We start from the raw sequence: 15,369 nt of genomic DNA on the forward strand, positions 1-15,369 counted from the left end.
ACGGCTTTTCTTTTTGCAGTTCTCATTTGCCAGTCCATCGCCTATATCAACGGCATGGACCAGTTGCACACATCGCCGATCACCCCGCTTGCCGAAATCATCGACAATTGCGCCTATCTGGACGATTGGCAGGACCGGATGAGCTATGTCATCGAGCTTGGCCGCAAGCTGCCGGAGATGCCGGACGAAAAACGCACGTCTGAAAACAAGGTGCAGGGTTGCGCCAGCCAGGTCTGGCTGGTCACCCATGCCAGCCCGGCGGCAAGCGACCCGATCCTGACCTTCGAGGGCGAATCAGATGCGCATATCGTGCGCGGCCTGGTCGCCATCGTCCTGTCGATCTTTTCCGGGCAGCATGCCTCCGACATCGTCAAGACCGATGCCATCGACCTGTTTAACCGCATGGGACTGATCGAATACCTGACCGCGCAACGCGCCAATGGCCTGCGCTCGATGATCAAGCGGATCAAGGACGAGGCCGCCCGCCAACTGGCCGCCTAAAGCACAATATCGTTCGCCTGCGGGCGATACCCCTCCGCACCCCACGCATGGCTGCGTTTTGCATCCTTGCGTGGTGGCGTATAGTGGCGGGCAAGCGCCATCAGCGCGGTGCGCAGCATCAGCTTGGCCGAGCGCGCAGGCCATTGCCGCTCCCGCTCGACAATTTCCAAGCCCTTCTGGAAGCAGCAGACATCCAGCGCCACGCCGCAAAGTTCCGGACCGATCGCCTCCATTGCCTTTCCGACCCGAAACCGCGCCGACATGGCAGAATCGCTGAGATCGGCAGCACCGCCCACGCCGCCCCTGGTCTTCGTCGAAAGCCGCGGCTCGTAGGCCATGGTCAGCCGTGGCTGCAAATTCGCGCGGGTAAAATCGGCATGCAGCCGCTCACCCGCCGTAATCGCCTCCGGCGGCAGGAAGGGCTGGCCGGATTTCTCTTTCAGCCGCGCGCAAGCACCGAGCGGCGATTCCAGTTGGTTGACCCGAACGGCCTGGCGGACGCCGTCCAGTGCAACGGTCCCGCTCTCCATTTCGCGGTGCTGTTCCTGAAACCCCTCTTCCGGCGTCACAAGCGCGCGGCGCAGGAAAGGCAACGCCTCTGCCGTTGCCCGCATGCAATGACCATCAAGGACGACCAGTCCAAGCGAAAGGGCCTGAGCGACCGTGGTTCCGGAAACCGGGCGCGACAACTTGCCCCGGTGCGAACCCTTGCTGTCTAGAACGAGCGTCACGGCCCCCTCTCCGGGCTCCAGCCGGACAGGGGCGTGGGTAACGACAGTGCGAACGAAGCGAACAAGATCCTTTTGCGCGGCGCGTGCGTCCCTTCCGCTTGTGTCAGGCATGATCGCGTCCTCCCGGGGCACCGAAGAAGCAGGTGACGACGCGCTCCAGCGCGGCGATGAAGTCATCAAAGGCCTGATCGTCGCGCCGGTCCTCGACGACATTGCAGGCATGGCTGACGGTGGTGCGGTCGCGGCCGAAGGAATAGCCGATATCGGTCAGCGAAATCTGCAGCACCACATGGCAGACATACATGGAAATCTGCCGGACATGGCAGCTGGTGCGGCGGCGGTCACGCCGGAGCGGCACGCGCTCGCCGACCATCATCACCATCTCCGCCGTCACCTGCCGCACAAGGCGGCACCGGTGGTGGGCGGCAACAGACAGAACCGGGCCCCATGGATCGTCGAGCGTGCCTGAACCGGGCGGCAGGATGGACTGCGTGACCATGCGCGCTCTTGGCGCCGGCAAGGACGGTTTTAGGGACAAGGGCCGATGAAGAAAGTTACTCAGATGCATGGCTCACTCCTCAGATAGGAATTAATTCATACACCCTAGTGTGATTGCGGGGATGAAAGAAAGCGCGCAGCCACAACCATCCGTTGTTTTTTCATCGTTTTCAAGTTTTTTGAGGAAAATAATAGGTTTATTTTCCTCGTCTTCATTTTTTAGCGCCACCGCCGGAGACAAAAAAGCCGGTCTGTGGGAGCCAGACCGGCTTGGAAATTTTACCGCTGATATCCGCGTAACTTACTTGGCGCGGCGCTTGCGGCGCTGGCCGAGGCCCATTTCCTTGGCGAGACGCGAACGCGCTTCGGCATAGGCCGGAGCGACCATCGGATAGTCTGTCGGCAGGTCCCATTTCTCGCGGTATTCTTCCGGCGACAGGGTGTGATGGGTCATCAGGTGGCGCTTCAGCGACTTGAACGTGCCACCGCACTCCAAACAGGTAATCTGGTCATCCTGAACCGACTTGCGTACCGATACGGCAGGCTTCGGCTTTTCGATCACAACAGCGACAGGAGCCGGGCTGCTCGTGTTGTTCAGCGCAGCATGCACATCACCGATCAGCGTCGACAGTTCGGCGACCGGCACGACATGATTGCTGACATAGGCGGCAACGATCTCGGCGGTCAATTCAACCAGTAGATCATGGCCCGAGCCAAGCGGTAGATCCGTCATTTTTTCTTTCTCCTATCGGAATCACTTCAAACGCGCCCGCGACGGGTTTATCGCGAGCACAACCAAACCATTTTGAGAAAGTGCCCGAACATCACGTTTCCCGCCGAGCCAGATGCACTTTGCTTCTGACAGCGACAGAAAACCACGAGAACCGTATAATACTCCTAATTCTTAGGGATTGGAATCCGTTACCAAAGCGCCGGGACAACCCTGCGCCTCAAAGCAACAATCAATAGTCACAACCCATGCTGGAATTTCAGAATGAAGTAATACGAAAATGGACACTTTGCCTTTACTCGATTAGCATCGATCAGGCAAAAGTCCAACCATAATTTATGCGAGATTTAGCCTCTTGATCTTTAAGAGTCGCGCATATCGCCGCGCAAGCGGAAACATTACGATACATCCGGCCGCAGAGGCTGTGCAGCTTGGCAAGTAATTGGCATTTTACTTGGTATTAACCACACTGTTTCCAGCATTACCAAGAACGGGCCGGTAGACATTCTAGGGAGAACCCCCGGTGTGCGGCATAAGTAGGCCGACGCACCCGATCAGAATCGCCCGGACGCATGCATCGCGGCAGAATGCGTTCGATTAAAGGCACGGCGTATCAGAGGCTACGGGATTTCTGCGGAGACGGCTGCGGCATCTGGTCCGTCACCGACAGATTGGTCAGACGATACCCGGCCTGATGGGCTGCCTTGGCAAGCAAATGGGCCGAGAGCGGCGCAGTCAGCAGGAAGAAGGCGAAACCGGCGAGCGCGCGCAGCAGGATGGCGATATCCATCGCGTGGATACCGGCGGCAAGCAGTAACAGACCGGAGCCGATCGTCCCCGCCTTGGAGGCTGCGTGCATGCGCGTGTAGAGATCGGGGAAACGCAGCACACCGAGCGCGGCCAGAACGCTGAACAGCGAGCCGATCACCAGGAGCGCGCTGACCACGAGCGCCATCGCCATATCGGGATCAGTTGCCATTACCGGCCTCCCTTCTTGTTGCGCCGGACCGGCTTGCTGCGCTTCGCCTTCTGCACCGCAGGAAGCGGACGCCCCGCCGCGCCACCCTTTTCCGGAGAAAGCCCCCGCGCCAGAATGAACCGCGCAAAGGCGACCGTTGCCAGGAAGCCGACAAGGCTGAGCGCAATGGCGATATCGACATAGAGATTGAAGCCGCTCTTGATGGCAAGGACGGCGATCAGGCCGATGGCGATCGCCACCAGCATGTCGAGACCGAGCACCCGGTCGGGCAAGGTTGGTCCGCGCAGGATCCGCACCACCGTCAGCAATAGGCCAAGCGACAGCGCGGCAAGCGCGAAATAGATCGAAGAAGACAGGATGGCGGCGGCGCTCATAGCGGAAAGGCCTCCCGGATGCGGCGTTCGAAGCCGGTGGAAATCGCCCGCTTCTCGGCCGCCGGATCATGGCAATCAAGCGCGTGGACATACAGCGTCTTGCGGTCTTCCGAGACATCGACCGACAAAGTGCCGGGTGTCAGCGTGATCAGGTTGGCCAGCAGCGTGATTTCGAAATCGCGCGTCAACGTCAGCGGAAAGGCGAAAATGCCCGGCCGCAACTGCATATCCGGCCGAATGACGAGAAGCGCCACCTTGATCGCCGAGAGCGACAACTCCTTGAAGAAGACAGCGGTCAGGACCAAGAGCTTGACGGGATTGACGCGGTGGCGGGCAGCGGCAAACTGTTCGCGCACCAGCCACAGCGACAGCGCGCCCACGGCAAGGCCCAGCAGCAGGTTGGGAATGGTGAAACTGCCCGACACGGCCGCCCAGGTCAGCATCAACAACACATTGACCATGAGGAATGTCATGACGCACCTCCCGCCGGAAAGACCGAATTGAGATAGGCGGATGGCTCACTGAGCGTCGATGCGGCCTGCTGGACGAGGTTGAGCAGGGTTTCGGGAAGCAGTCCGATAAGAATGCTCAGTGCCGTCAGGACCAGGAGCGGCAACAGGGCGGTGAATGCCAGCGGCTGCGGCACTGCCGCCGCCGGCGCATCAGCCGGTCGCCAATAGGAAAGCAGGAACACCCGGCCCGTGGCAATCGTGGTGAGAAAGCCGGACAAAAGCAGGATGGCCGCCAGCCACGAAACACCGCCATCGATGGCAGCCTTGACCAGCATCACCTTTGGCCAGAAGCCGGAAAACGGCGGCAGACCGGACACCGAGAAGAACAGCATCAGCGACAGCGCCGTAAACAGCAGATAGTGGCGGTAGAGTCCACCGGCGGGCCCGAGCGAAAAATCGCCACTCAACCGGGCGGCAAGACCGGCTGCCAGATAGAGCGCCGTCATCACCAGCATGGAATGCAGCGCATAGAAAATCACCCCGCCGATCGCCTCCGGCCCGCCGATGGCGATACCGGCCAGCATGGCGCCGATACCGGAGATGACGAGATAACCGAGCAGACGGCGGGTATCGTTTTGCGCCAGCGCCCCAAGCGAACCGGTGAGCATGGTCAGCGCCGCGACAATCGCCAGCACAAGGCTCAACTGTTCAATCTCGGCCGGAAACAGCATGACCCCGACACGGATCAGGGCATAGATGCCGACCTTGGTCAGCAGGCCGGCAAACAGCGCCGACACGACGATGCGCGGCGTATGATAGGAGGCCGGCAGCCAGAAATTCACCGGAAACGCCGCCGCCTTCATCGAGAAAGCGAGAAGATAGAGCGCCGTCAGCGTCACCAGCGGCGCTTGCGCCTGCAAACCCGGGGCCTTGGCCGCGATATCGGCCATGTTGAGCGTGCCGAAGATGCCATAGAGATAGCCGGTGGTGATCAGGAACAACGTGGTGGCAACGAGGTTGAGAAAACCGTATTTCACCGCCCCATCGATCTGCTCGCGCTCGCCCCCCAGCACGAGAAGCCCGAAGGACGAGATCAGCAGAACCTCGAACCAGACATAGAGGTTGAAGACGTCACCGGTCAGAAAGGCGCCGCTGACACCCGCCATCAGCAGCATCAGGAAAGGGTAAAAACCGTAGCGCCTGCCGCTGGCATTGACATCGTCGATGGCGGCGGCCGCGCCGACCAGCGCCACCACGGCCGATGTCAGCGCAAACAGCGCACCGGTCAGATCTACCGTGAACGCAATGCCGAACGGCGGCAGCCAGCGGCCCATGACCATCGTCACCGGCCCGCTTTGCGCGACATGCCACAGGAGGGCGGCATCGAGAAGGACAAGAACGGCAAGCCCGGCGATCGCCACCAGCGGCTGCGCCACGCCCTTGTGACGGATCATCATCAGAATCGCGCCGATCGAAATGCACCAGGCGACCGGCAGGATCACCAGCCAGTCGAGCGCTGCCACCGGCTGAAGAACCAGGGCTGCGGAGAGATCGGCAGGGGAAGAGGAAGCGGCCATGTCTGTCAATATCCGAGCGGCGGCGGCTGGACATCGTCCGGCTCGGCCACGCGCATAACATCGGTGTTGTCCGTTCCAAGAACGCTATAGGCGCGCCAGGACAGCACCAAAAGGAAAGCAAAGAACGAAAAGGAAATGACGATTGCCGTCAGGATCAGTGCCTGCGGCAGCGGATTGGCGGTCACACCGGCGGGAACGTCCAGCCCCGCCCCAATCACCGGCGGTACCTCGCGCAGGATACGGCCGCTGGTGAACAGCAGAAGGTTGACCGCATTGCCGAGAATGGCAACGCCGAGCAAGATGCGAATGATGAACTTCGACAACAGCAGGTAAACGGCAACGGCGAGGAAAATGCCGGTCAGAACGGCGAAAACAGGTTCCATCAGTCTTCCCCCCTTTCCTCGAGCGACAGGGCAATCGAGGTGACCGCGCCGACCACGACCAGATAGACGCCGATATCGAAAGTCATCACGCTCGACAGCGGAATCTCTTCGCCGAAAACCACCGGATAGACCCACAGCCCGGTCATGAACGGTACATGGAAAACCATCGACAACAGGCCGGACAATGTCGCCAGCAGCAGCCCGGCCCCGGCGATCGACAGCGGATGAAAGACGATGGCGCGCCGCACCGTCTCGCCGCCAAAGGCGATGCCATAGATCGACAGGGCGGCAACGGCGATCAGGCCGCCGATGAAGCCTCCGCCCGGCTCATTATGGCCGCGCAGCAGCACGAAGATCGAGAACAGCATCATGACGCTGGTGATGACTGGCGTAATGGTCCGGAAGATCAGCGATTTCATCGGCCGGCCTCCTCCGCGTCGGGATCATTGTCGGCGATGCGGCGCATCGATCCGGCCCGCAGGCGCACGAGCGACAGAATGGCCAGCCCGGCGATCATCACCACGGCAATCTCGCCCAGCGTATCGGTGCCGCGGAAGTCGACGATGATGACGTTGACGATATTGGCGCCGTGGGCGATGGTTTTCGAATATTGCGCGAAGAAATCAGACAACGCCGTGTCGAACGGCACCTGTGTCACCTTGAGCAACAGCAGCCCGGCGCCCAGCCCGCAGGCAATGGCGATCGCTGCATCCGGCAGGGTCTCGCGGAACGGACGATGATCGGACGGCGACAGCCTCAACCGTGTCATCACCAGCGCAAGGATCACCACCGCCAGCGTTTCGATCATGAACTGGGTGAAGGCCAGATCCGGCGCGCCGTAGAGCAGGAAGATGACCGCGACCGAGAAGCCCTGAATGCCGAGCGAGACGATTGCCGTCAGCCGGTCCTTGGCGAGAACGACGGCAAATAGGCCGATCACCGCGATGACCATGATCGCCAGTTCGTGCAGAGGAATGGACGGGAAGACCGGCGCCAGCGCCAATTCGCCGAAGACGAACGGCGGCACGAGCAGAACGGCCGCAATCGCTGTGAAAGTCATGGTCATGTAACTGTCCAGCCTGCCATTCTGCAGCCGCCGGGTCACGGCGAAGGAAAAGCGCACGAGACCGCGGATAGCCTGATCGAAGCCACGGTCCGGCCCCCAGCCGATCCAGGCGAGAACGGACGCGACGCCTGCCCTCACCCGCGCCAGGCCAAGGTAAAGTGCAATACCGATAACGCCGGTGATGCCGGACAGTGCCAGCGGAACGCCGATATGCGGCACAAGCGAAATGGTGATCACGCGCGGCTCGCCGGCGATAGCGGATGCCATCGGGGTGGAGATCAAGGCGTGTCCGGCCGCCGATAGCACGGCCGCGACGAGACCGGCCAGCGCCAGCACGGCCGGGCCAAGCCAGAGCAGCACCGGTGCTTCATGCGGGTGCTTTGGCGTTGCCACCAGCTTTCCGGAAAACGGCTTCAGCGCCACGGCGAAGGCGATGGCAAACATCAGCGCGTTGCCGATGATCACAAGAACCGCAAAAACGATCGACCGAGGATCAGACGACGACAGAGCGGCATAAACCTCTTCCTTGGCCAGAAAGCCGAAGAAAGGCGGCAGGCCGCCCATCGAGATGGCGGCAGCAAGCGCAATTGCGAATGTCAGCGGCATAGCAGTGCGCAGCCCGCCGAGACGGGTAACATCGCGGGTGCCGGTCTCGTGATCAATGATGCCCGCCACCATGAACAGGGCGCCCTTGAACAGCGAATGCGCAACGAGATAGAGCACCGCCGCCTCGATGGCATAGGGCACGCCGAAACCGGTTAGCATCACCAGAAGGCCGAGCGACGACATTGTCGTATAGGCGAGCATCAGCTTCAGGTCCGTCTGGCGCACCGCGAGAAGCGCGCCGATGACGAGGGTCGCGGCACCGAATACCGGCAGAATAAGCTGCCACTCCGGCGTATCCCCCAGCACGGGGTTGAGCCGCATCAACAGATAGACCCCGGCCTTCACCATGGTCGCCGAATGCAGGTAGGCGGAAACCGGTGTCGGCGCTTCCATGGCGTTCGGCAGCCAGAAATGGAACGGAAACTGCGCCGATTTGGTGAAGGCGCCGCCCAGCACCAGTACGAGCGCTGCGAGATAAAGCGGGCTTGCCTTGACCATCGGACCAAGAGACATCAGCGCCGAGAACTGGGTAACACCGGAAATGTTCCAGAGCACGATCAGACCGGCGAGCAGAAACAGCCCGCCGCCGCCGGTAACGACCAGCGCCTGGAAGGCGGCACGGCGCGCGGCTTCGCGATGATGGTCAAAGCCGATCAGCAGGAACGACGTGATCGACGTCAGTTCCCAGAAGACGAACAGCATCAGGAAGCTGTCGGACGCGACGAGGCCGAGCATCGACCCCATGAACATCAACAGGAACGAGAAGAACCGGCCCTGATGCGCATGGCCCTTCAGATAGCCACCGGCATAAAGAACGATCAGCGCGCCGATGCCCGAGATCAGCAGGATGAAACTCAGCGACAGGCCATCGATCAGCCACGAAAACCGGACATTGAAGGACGGCACCCAGGTGTAGCCGCCGGTGATGGGGGTGCCTTGCGCGATTTCCGCCGTAAAACCGGCAAAATGGACAAAGATCGCCGCCGGTATGAGGGCCAGTACCCAGGCGGCATTGTGGCCAAGCATTCGTGTCAGCAAAGGCGCAAAAAGCGCCCCCAGGAAAGGAAGGCAGAGGGCCAGAAATGTCAGGTCGGTGACATTCATGGGTCAGCAGGTTCCTTTCGTGGATAGATGGCGAAAAGCGGGAACGGCGGCAAAGAATGCCGCAGCGTCTACCGTTGGGAATAAGGCAAGCGATGGGTAAACTCAAGGTTACGACGGGATATACAAGCCCTTGTGCCCAGTTGCTGACGCAAAACACTCACGGCATCCAGATACCAATTTTAACGCCGGGCCAGTAACGGCAATTGCCGCAGTGCAAGTTCGTCCTATGTCCTGCGCCATAACGTCACGGAGAGGCCGATGAACGAGAAAAATACCCTGAAAGTCGAGAAAACCGATACCGAATGGCGGGAGCTTTTGACCCCGGAGCAATACCGGATCACCCGGCAGCACGGCACCGAGCGCGCTTTCTCAAGCCCGGATTTCGAAATCAGCAAAACAGGCACCTATCGCTGCGTCTGCTGCAACCGGCCGCTCTATCGTTCGCAGACGAAATTCGATTCCGGAACGGGGTGGCCAAGTTTCTTCGAGCCGATATCCATGGAAGCGGTGACGGAGCATCACGACGTCTCCTATGGGCTGAGCCGGACGGAAATTCGTTGCGCCGATTGTGACGCCCACCTCGGCCATGTCTTTCCCGACGGTCCGCCGCCGACCGGCTTGCGTTATTGCATGAATGGTGTTGCGCTGACATTCGAGCCGACTTAGTCGGCCGATGGAGAAATGGAGAAACAGTTTTGAGATATGCGTTGCTGCTGATCGCCAGCTTTTGGGCCGCAATCCCCGTTCTGGCGGCGGACGGGTGGGTCCGTTATTCAAATCCGCGCTTCGACTACAGCGCTGACGTGCCGCCCGGTTTCACATTGGCGCAGGAAAGCGACAATGGCGATGGCGCAACATTTGAATCAAGGGACGGTGCCAGGTTGTTGATTTTCGGCGCTTTTGTCGAAGAGGGGGCATTCGCTGCCGATATCCGGCAACGCATGGCGTGGGACATGCAGGAAGGCTGGCACATTACCTATGAAAAAGTGACACCAGGATGGGCCAGTTATTCCGGTGCCAAAGGTAGCGATATTCTGTATTCCCGCGCCGTCGCTTTATGTGACGGGAGTGCTGCCTATTTCCAGCTGACATATCCGCGCAAAGCACTGAAGGCCTATAACAACCTTGTCGGCCGCATGGCCAAATCCCTGCGCCCCGCGACCGGATGCAATCAGGCGCCGGCATCGGCACCGGGCGCTGCGCCGAATTGAAAGGGGTCAGGCCCATAACAGAGAGATTTTTATGAACCATTTCGTGGTGATTTCAGGCTGCTCGGGCGGTGGCAAGTCCACCTTGCTTGCAGCGCTTTCCGCTCGGGGATATGCCGTTGTCGAGGAACCGGGCCGGCGCATTGTCGAAGACGAGGCGAAGGGCAACGGATCTGCCCTGCCCTGGGTCAACATGACCGCCTTTGCCCGCCGCGCCGTCGCGATGGCACTTGAGGACCGGAATGCCGCTGGTAGATACCAAGGCTGGGTGTTCTTCGACAGGGGGCTGGTCGATGCCGCCGCAGCACTCGAACACGTTACCGGCGAACCGGCATTGGCGAAGTTCTGTCAGGCGCATCGTTATCACAAACGGGTTTTCCTGGTGCCGCCCTGGCCGGAGATTTATGTGACCGATCCCGAGCGGCGGCACGGCCTCGATGCGGCGGTGGCGGAATACGACCGCCTCCTCAGAGCCTATAGCCTGCTTGGCTATGACATCTGCATCCTGCCGAAGACCGGCATTGCCGAACGGGCGGATTTTGTTTTGCAGACGCTCGCGGCTGACGAACCAGCACTGTAACAAATCGCTACCAGAACCTTGAGCCTGCGACACTCAAGCAGCAGCCCGCGCGCTACGCCGCTGGCGGAACTCCCCTCACCTTTCACTCACGCCCGGATTGCGCCGGGTGTATACTTGCGCCGTCTATCGCAGCGGCGTCCACCGCTCTGGCGGCAGGACCGCATAACATTGGCGGGAGTTGAACAATGGCACGCGTTGAATCCGGGCTTGGCGAAGAGGCCGCTCCCCTGCGAGCGGACAATCCCTTTCTGGTCGAGGCTCCGTCGCAGGCGCCGGCGTTGACGGGTTATTTTGCGTCGGTCCTGATGACTGCCGCCGCCACGGTCGTGGCTGTCGGCCTCGACAGCGGCATCAGCATCCCGAACGTCTCGCTCGTCTTTGTCATACCCGTGATTATCGCCGGCGTTTCCTTCGGGCTCGGAGCCTCCGTCTGCTCGGCGATCCTGGGCGCGCTCGCCTACAACTTCTTCCTGACCGAACCGCGCTACACGCTGGCGGTCAACGACCCGGCCAATATCTGGGCAATCGTCCTGCTCTTTTTCGTCGGACTGATCGTCAGCAGCGTCGCCTTCACCTCGCGCCGCAGAGCGATCAACGCGGCGCAGCTGACGAAACAGGCCACTCTGCTGCAAGACTATAGCCGCGATATCGGCGCGGCCGGCGACGCCAAGGCTGCCGTTTCCATCACCTCCGGGACACTGACGGCATTGTTCGGCGCCCCCGCTGTGGTGATCCTCATGGCCGGGAATGACCTTGTGCCGGTCAACAATCTCGACGGCGCGGAGCTTCAGGCCGCCGATCTCGATGCGGCGCGGGCGTCACTGGCGATGGGATCTGTGGCACGAGCGGGTGTCTATCCGGCCGTGGCCTCGCGGTTTGATTTCTGGCCTGTGCCCACGGTTGTGGGCCAGAGCGCCGTCATCGGGATCGCCTTTGCGACGGACCAGCGGCCTTTGTCCCCCGATACGTCTGTCGATATCATTGCGCGCATTCTGGGCCTGGCGCTCGATAACCAGCATTTGCGGGCTGCCCGCAACGCGCCACAGGCGGATTGAGCTGGCCGCCCAAACCGTTAAGGAGAGGCGCTGCTCAGCTCGCAGCGCTGCTGATGCAGGTGAGAACGGCGGAATAGTGCACGGCGGCGGCGGTGACGACGAAGCCGTGCCAGATGGCGTTCTGGAAGCGCAACCTTTCCCAGACATGGAAGATCACGCCGAGCGAATAGATGATGCCACCCGCCAGGATGAGGATCATCGTCGTCTCCGTCAGCTGCGACAGAAGCGGACCGGCGGCAAAGACACCGCTCCACCCCATTGCAAGGTAGAGCAATATCGCCAGCTTGTCGAAACGGCCGGGAAAGACGCATTTGATCAAGACGCCAACAATGGCGATTGACCAGATGCCGATCAGCATGCCGAACAGAAAAGGATCGTCCCAGCCGCGCTGCAGGAAGGGCGTATAGGTGGCGGCGATCAGAATGAAGATCGACGAATGATCAAAGCGGCGCAGGAACCACTTTGTCTGCGATACGGGATAGAGATTGTAGAGGAAGGAAATCGACAGGGTCGCCACCAGGCCGGCGCCATAGATCCAGGCGGCAACCAGCTGCCCCGACGTGCTCCAGACGCTTGCATAAAAGATCATCGCCGTGACGCCGATCAGCGCAAAGGCGAGCCCGACGCCATGAACAACACCATCGGCGATCAGCTCAGAGCGATCGTAGTTCCACTTGATGCCCTTGATTTCCATGCACGCCTCTCAACAGCCGGTCCGGCTCTCTCATTGCAGTCTGCCGTCAACACGGCCGGACGGCAAGCCAGATAACCATAACAATTTGACAGGCTGTTAAAGGCTGGAACAGGGTCATCGGGATCAACATTTGCGACAGGCGGACATCAACGCATGCTCGGTGTCCCCCGGTGCAAGGAACGTCAGCTGGATGAAGCATACGGGCGATAACGAAGCGCGTTCACCAGCAGGACAAAGGCGGCGGACGGCTGTTTGCGGCTGGGATAATAGAGGTGATAGCCGGAAAACGGCGTGCACCAGTCTTCGAGAACACGGATCAACCGGCCATCGGCAAGGTGCGATTGGACAACGTCTTCCGGCAGATAGGCCAAGCCCATGCCCTCGACTGCCGCATTCACCCGAAGGGCAATATTGTTGAAGACCAGCCGCCCCTCGACCCGCACGCGCAGCTCATGCCCATCCTTTTCGAACTCCCAGACATAGATGCCGCCATAGGTCGGCAGGCGCATATTGATGCAGGAATGGCCGGTCAGGTCGTGCGGCGTCTGAGGCTTTTGCCGGGTGGCGAAATAGGCGGGGGAGCCGACGGCCGCCATGCGCATGTCGGGCGCGATCCTGACCGCGATCATGTCCTTCGCCACCTGCTCGCCCAACCGCACGCCGGCATCATAACGCTCGGCAACGATATCCGTCAGGCCATAGTCGACAATGACCTCGGCATTGATATCGGGATAGTCCGGCAACAGCTTTGCAAGAGCTGGCCACAATACCGCTTCGGCCGCATGTTCGCCGGCGGTGATGCGGATGGTGCCGGCCGGTTTGTCGCGCAATTCGCTGAGCGCCGCCAGTTCGCTTTCGATCTCATCCATGCGCGGGCCGGCGGTATCGAGCAGCCGGGCTCCGGCCGGCGTCGGCGAAACGCTGCGGGTATTGCGGTTGAGCAGGCGCAGTCCCAGCCGCTTTTCCAGCCCGGTAATCGTGTGGCTGAGCGCCGATTGCGACACGCCCAGCCTGGCCGCCGCCCGGGTGAAACTCTGTTCGCGGGCAACGGCGATAAAGGCGGTCAGATCGTTGATCGGCTGGCGCGGCATTCATGAATTCTCCTCATGAGGCTTAGCGCGTTCTAGCACCTAATCGCGGGTAATCGCACGCGCTAAATACAGGATCATCACTTGCATCATCATCGGCCATGACCGGCCAGCCTGTTTGGAAAGGACATCTGATGAACATCAAGCGCAATGGCTCTGCGCCATCCGCCAAAGGCCCCACAGACTATTTTACTGGAACAGTCCGCATCGATGCACCGTTTCAGGGAACAGCCCCCGCCCGCGTCAGCGGCGCAACCGTGACGTTTGAGCCGGGTGCACGCACCGCCTGGCACACCCATCCGCTCGGCCAGACGCTGCTTGTCGTTTCCGGGTTTGGCCGGGTGCAGCGGCTTGGCGGCCCGATCGAGGAGATCCGGCCGGGCGATATCGTCTGGTTCGAGCCGGGCGAAAAACACTGGCACGGCGCATCGCCAACCACCGCCATGACCCACGTCGCCATCGCTGAAGCGCTGGATGGCAAGGTCGTCGACTGGATGGAACACGTCACCGACGAACAATATCAGGCCTAATCAGGAGCAACCACAATGCAGAAACGCACACTTGGAAATAGCGGCCTTGAAGTCTCGGCCATCGGTCTCGGCTGCATGGGCTTGAGCTTCGGCTACGGCCCGGCCACCGAGAAGCAGCAGGCCATCACGCTGATCCGCACCGCATTCGAACGCGGCGTCACGTTTTTCGACAGTGCAGAGGCTTATGGTCCCTACAAGAACGAGGAGTTGCTCGGCGAGGCGCTCGCCCCCATTCGCGATAAGGTGGTTATCGCCACGAAATTCGGCTTCGACTTCAATGCCGAGGGCGGGCAGAGCGGCATGAACAGCCGTCCACAGCATATCCGCGCCGTTGCCGACGCCGCGCTGAAACGGCTGAACACCGATGTCATCGACCTGTTCTACCAGCATCGCGTCGATCCCAATGTGCCGATCGAGGACGTCGCAGGCACGGTCAAGGACCTGATCGCCGAAGGAAAGGTCAAGCATTTCGGCCTGTCCGAGGCAGGCGCCCAGACCATCCGCCGCGCCCATGCCGTCCAGCCGGTCACAGCCTTGCAGAGCGAGTATTCGCTTTGGTGGCGTGAGCCGGAGGATGACATCCTGCCGGTGCTGGAGGAATTAGGCATCGGCTTCGTTCCCTTCAGCCCGCTCGGCAAGGGGTTCCTCACCGGTGCAATCAATGCGCAGACCACTTTCGACGACAAGGACTACCGCAACACCGTGCCGCGCTTCTCAACGGACGCCCGCAAGGCCAACCAGGCGCTTGTCGACCTGCTCGGCGAGATCGCGGCGGCGAAGAGGGTGACCCCGGCGCAGATCGCGCTCGCCTGGCTGCTCGCACAAAAGCCCTGGATCGTGCCGATCCCCGGCACGACCAAGCTGAACCGCCTCGACGAAAACATCGGCGCTGCCGCTGTCATCCTGTCGGCCGGCGATCTCGCGTCCATCCAGGCTGCGGTCTCGACCGTGACAATTCAGGGCGCGCGCTACTCGGCCGAGCATCAGGCGCGGATCAATCGCTGATCCGGAAGGGGTTCAGAGGGCCGCGCCTGATTGGCATCTTCCGGTCGATGCGCGAGTTGCCGGATGGTAATTCCATCCCAAGCGGCTGCAAAGCAAGCGCCGAACCCCTGGGGCAAACCTCCTGTTTGCCCCAGGGGTTCAGATTGACGGAAACCGGCCCCGGGCGAGACAAAGTGACATCGGCCTGGATAAGCGGCTTCACATTCGC

Annotated in this window: 19 protein-coding genes; 7 read left to right on the plus strand and 12 right to left on the minus strand. The window is 61.0% G+C overall.

Annotated elements, in window-relative coordinates; genetic code table 11:
* Positions 1 to 78 precede the first annotated feature (78 nt).
* Positions 79 to 501: a SufE family protein gene (locus ACSQ3J_RS02290; RefSeq protein WP_082512073.1), complete on the plus strand. Its 423-nt coding sequence runs from the start codon at positions 79 to 81 to the stop codon at positions 499 to 501.
* On the opposite strand, the gene ACSQ3J_RS02295 is transcribed toward ACSQ3J_RS02290, so the two are convergent.
* From ACSQ3J_RS02295 to ACSQ3J_RS02340, 10 genes are all read right to left on the minus strand, one after another.
* Positions 498 to 1,343 carry a DUF6456 domain-containing protein gene (locus tag ACSQ3J_RS02295; protein WP_436038592.1) on the minus strand — a complete coding sequence of 282 codons (846 nt, stop codon included), beginning with the start codon at positions 1,341 to 1,343 and terminating at the stop codon, positions 498 to 500. The two genes, ACSQ3J_RS02290 and ACSQ3J_RS02295, sit on opposite strands and share 4 nt — an antisense overlap.
* Entirely contained in the window at positions 1,336 to 1,731 is a 396-nt protein-coding gene (locus ACSQ3J_RS02300) for a helix-turn-helix domain-containing protein (RefSeq protein ID WP_082512067.1), read from the minus strand. The genes ACSQ3J_RS02295 and ACSQ3J_RS02300 overlap by 8 nt, the downstream gene beginning before the upstream one ends.
* A 300-nt stretch (positions 1,732 to 2,031) precedes the next feature.
* Positions 2,032 to 2,463 carry a MucR family transcriptional regulator gene (locus ACSQ3J_RS02305; protein WP_060503684.1) on the minus strand — a complete coding sequence of 144 codons (432 nt, stop codon included), beginning with the start codon at positions 2,461 to 2,463 and terminating at the stop codon, positions 2,032 to 2,034.
* 610 nt (positions 2,464 to 3,073) lie between these two features.
* Entirely contained in the window at positions 3,074 to 3,439 is a 366-nt protein-coding gene (gene mnhG, locus ACSQ3J_RS02310; RefSeq protein ID WP_436038593.1) for a monovalent cation/H(+) antiporter subunit G, read from the minus strand.
* Complete coding sequence (locus ACSQ3J_RS02315) at positions 3,439 to 3,813, minus strand: cation:proton antiporter (protein ID WP_436038594.1); 375 nt, start codon at positions 3,811 to 3,813, stop codon at positions 3,439 to 3,441. The genes mnhG and ACSQ3J_RS02315 overlap by 1 nt, the downstream gene beginning before the upstream one ends.
* Positions 3,810 to 4,286 carry a Na+/H+ antiporter subunit E gene (locus ACSQ3J_RS02320; RefSeq protein ID WP_436038595.1) on the minus strand — a complete coding sequence of 159 codons (477 nt, stop codon included), beginning with the start codon at positions 4,284 to 4,286 and terminating at the stop codon, positions 3,810 to 3,812. Before ACSQ3J_RS02320 ends, ACSQ3J_RS02315 begins: the two co-directional genes overlap by 4 nt.
* Positions 4,283 to 5,842 (minus strand): Na+/H+ antiporter subunit D, encoded by a 1,560-nt coding sequence (locus ACSQ3J_RS02325; protein WP_436038596.1) that lies wholly within the window; start codon positions 5,840 to 5,842, stop codon positions 4,283 to 4,285. The genes ACSQ3J_RS02320 and ACSQ3J_RS02325 overlap by 4 nt, the downstream gene beginning before the upstream one ends.
* Positions 5,843 to 5,847: 5 nt before the next feature.
* Entirely contained in the window at positions 5,848 to 6,225 is a 378-nt protein-coding gene (locus ACSQ3J_RS02330) for a Na+/H+ antiporter subunit C (RefSeq protein ID WP_436038597.1), read from the minus strand.
* Complete coding sequence (locus tag ACSQ3J_RS02335) at positions 6,225 to 6,644, minus strand: Na(+)/H(+) antiporter subunit B (protein WP_060503689.1); 420 nt, start codon at positions 6,642 to 6,644, stop codon at positions 6,225 to 6,227. The genes ACSQ3J_RS02330 and ACSQ3J_RS02335 overlap by 1 nt, the downstream gene beginning before the upstream one ends.
* On the minus strand, positions 6,641 to 9,001 hold the full coding sequence (locus tag ACSQ3J_RS02340) for a putative monovalent cation/H+ antiporter subunit A (RefSeq protein ID WP_436038598.1): 2,361 nt from the start codon (positions 8,999 to 9,001) through the stop codon (positions 6,641 to 6,643). The genes ACSQ3J_RS02335 and ACSQ3J_RS02340 overlap by 4 nt, the downstream gene beginning before the upstream one ends.
* A gap of 258 nt (positions 9,002 to 9,259) precedes the next feature.
* Here ACSQ3J_RS02340 and msrB point away from each other — a divergent pair, with 258 nt between their 5' ends.
* The 4 genes from msrB to ACSQ3J_RS02360 all read left to right on the plus strand — a co-directional run bounded on the left by msrB (position 9,260) and on the right by ACSQ3J_RS02360 (position 11,844).
* Positions 9,260 to 9,667 carry a peptide-methionine (R)-S-oxide reductase MsrB gene (msrB, locus tag ACSQ3J_RS02345; protein WP_060503691.1) on the plus strand — a complete coding sequence of 136 codons (408 nt, stop codon included), beginning with the start codon at positions 9,260 to 9,262 and terminating at the stop codon, positions 9,665 to 9,667.
* A 29-nt stretch (positions 9,668 to 9,696) separates the two neighbouring features.
* Positions 9,697 to 10,212, plus strand: a complete 516-nt coding sequence (locus tag ACSQ3J_RS02350) for a hypothetical protein (protein WP_060503692.1) — start codon at positions 9,697 to 9,699, stop codon at positions 10,210 to 10,212.
* A gap of 31 nt (positions 10,213 to 10,243) precedes the next feature.
* Entirely contained in the window at positions 10,244 to 10,789 is a 546-nt protein-coding gene (locus ACSQ3J_RS02355; protein ID WP_060503693.1) for an AAA family ATPase, read from the plus strand.
* Between the two features lie 185 nt (positions 10,790 to 10,974).
* Entirely contained in the window at positions 10,975 to 11,844 is an 870-nt protein-coding gene (locus ACSQ3J_RS02360) for a DUF4118 domain-containing protein (RefSeq protein WP_060503694.1), read from the plus strand.
* Positions 11,845 to 11,878: 34 nt separating this feature from the next.
* Here ACSQ3J_RS02360 and trhA read toward each other — a convergent pair whose 3' ends face one another.
* Together trhA and ACSQ3J_RS02370 are read right to left on the minus strand one after the other, a co-directional pair.
* The gene (gene trhA, locus ACSQ3J_RS02365) at positions 11,879 to 12,538 is read right to left on the minus strand and encodes a PAQR family membrane homeostasis protein TrhA (protein WP_060503695.1); all 660 of its coding nucleotides are present in this window, start codon (positions 12,536 to 12,538) and stop codon (positions 11,879 to 11,881) included.
* A 182-nt stretch (positions 12,539 to 12,720) separates the two neighbouring features.
* Positions 12,721 to 13,629, minus strand: coding sequence for a LysR family transcriptional regulator (locus ACSQ3J_RS02370; protein WP_060503696.1), 909 nt, complete (start codon positions 13,627 to 13,629; stop codon positions 12,721 to 12,723).
* A gap of 131 nt (positions 13,630 to 13,760) precedes the next feature.
* Here ACSQ3J_RS02370 and ACSQ3J_RS02375 point away from each other — a divergent pair, with 131 nt between their 5' ends.
* A complete protein-coding gene (locus ACSQ3J_RS02375; RefSeq protein WP_060503697.1) occupies positions 13,761 to 14,156 on the plus strand; it encodes a (R)-mandelonitrile lyase in 396 nt (131 codons plus the stop codon).
* A 15-nt stretch (positions 14,157 to 14,171) separates the two neighbouring features.
* Complete coding sequence (locus ACSQ3J_RS02380; protein ID WP_060503698.1) at positions 14,172 to 15,161, plus strand: aldo/keto reductase; 990 nt, start codon at positions 14,172 to 14,174, stop codon at positions 15,159 to 15,161.
* Positions 15,162 to 15,369 lie beyond the last annotated feature (208 nt).

Source organism: Rhizobium sp. LjRoot98, assembly GCF_964252935.1.
GTDB lineage: Bacteria > Pseudomonadota > Alphaproteobacteria > Rhizobiales > Rhizobiaceae > Pararhizobium.

Excerpts from the sequence above, each read along its gene's own strand:
- ACSQ3J_RS02315 (WP_436038594.1), bottom strand. The coding sequence starts at position 3,813 with ATGAGCGCCGCCGCCATCCTGTCTTCTTCGATCTATTTCGCGCTTGCC.
- ACSQ3J_RS02370 (WP_060503696.1), bottom strand. The coding sequence starts at position 13,629 with ATGCCGCGCCAGCCGATCAACGATCTGACCGCCTTTATCGCCGTTGCC.
- ACSQ3J_RS02325 (WP_436038596.1), bottom strand. The coding sequence starts at position 5,842 with ATGGCCGCTTCCTCTTCCCCTGCCGATCTCTCCGCAGCCCTGGTTCTT.
- ACSQ3J_RS02330 (WP_436038597.1), bottom strand. The coding sequence starts at position 6,225 with ATGGAACCTGTTTTCGCCGTTCTGACCGGCATTTTCCTCGCCGTTGCC.
- ACSQ3J_RS02355 (WP_060503693.1), top strand. The coding sequence starts at position 10,244 with ATGAACCATTTCGTGGTGATTTCAGGCTGCTCGGGCGGTGGCAAGTCC.
- ACSQ3J_RS02320 (WP_436038595.1), bottom strand. The coding sequence starts at position 4,286 with ATGACATTCCTCATGGTCAATGTGTTGTTGATGCTGACCTGGGCGGCC.
- msrB (WP_060503691.1), top strand. The coding sequence starts at position 9,260 with ATGAACGAGAAAAATACCCTGAAAGTCGAGAAAACCGATACCGAATGG.
- ACSQ3J_RS02335 (WP_060503689.1), bottom strand. The coding sequence starts at position 6,644 with ATGAAATCGCTGATCTTCCGGACCATTACGCCAGTCATCACCAGCGTC.
- trhA (WP_060503695.1), bottom strand. The coding sequence starts at position 12,538 with ATGGAAATCAAGGGCATCAAGTGGAACTACGATCGCTCTGAGCTGATC.
- ACSQ3J_RS02380 (WP_060503698.1), top strand. The coding sequence starts at position 14,172 with ATGCAGAAACGCACACTTGGAAATAGCGGCCTTGAAGTCTCGGCCATC.
- ACSQ3J_RS02295 (WP_436038592.1), bottom strand. The coding sequence starts at position 1,343 with ATGCCTGACACAAGCGGAAGGGACGCACGCGCCGCGCAAAAGGATCTT.
- mnhG (WP_436038593.1), bottom strand. The coding sequence starts at position 3,439 with ATGGCAACTGATCCCGATATGGCGATGGCGCTCGTGGTCAGCGCGCTC.
- ACSQ3J_RS02340 (WP_436038598.1), bottom strand. The coding sequence starts at position 9,001 with ATGAATGTCACCGACCTGACATTTCTGGCCCTCTGCCTTCCTTTCCTG.
- ACSQ3J_RS02360 (WP_060503694.1), top strand. The coding sequence starts at position 10,975 with ATGGCACGCGTTGAATCCGGGCTTGGCGAAGAGGCCGCTCCCCTGCGA.
- ACSQ3J_RS02300 (WP_082512067.1), bottom strand. The coding sequence starts at position 1,731 with ATGGTCACGCAGTCCATCCTGCCGCCCGGTTCAGGCACGCTCGACGAT.
- ACSQ3J_RS02305 (WP_060503684.1), bottom strand. The coding sequence starts at position 2,463 with ATGACGGATCTACCGCTTGGCTCGGGCCATGATCTACTGGTTGAATTG.
- ACSQ3J_RS02375 (WP_060503697.1), top strand. The coding sequence starts at position 13,761 with ATGAACATCAAGCGCAATGGCTCTGCGCCATCCGCCAAAGGCCCCACA.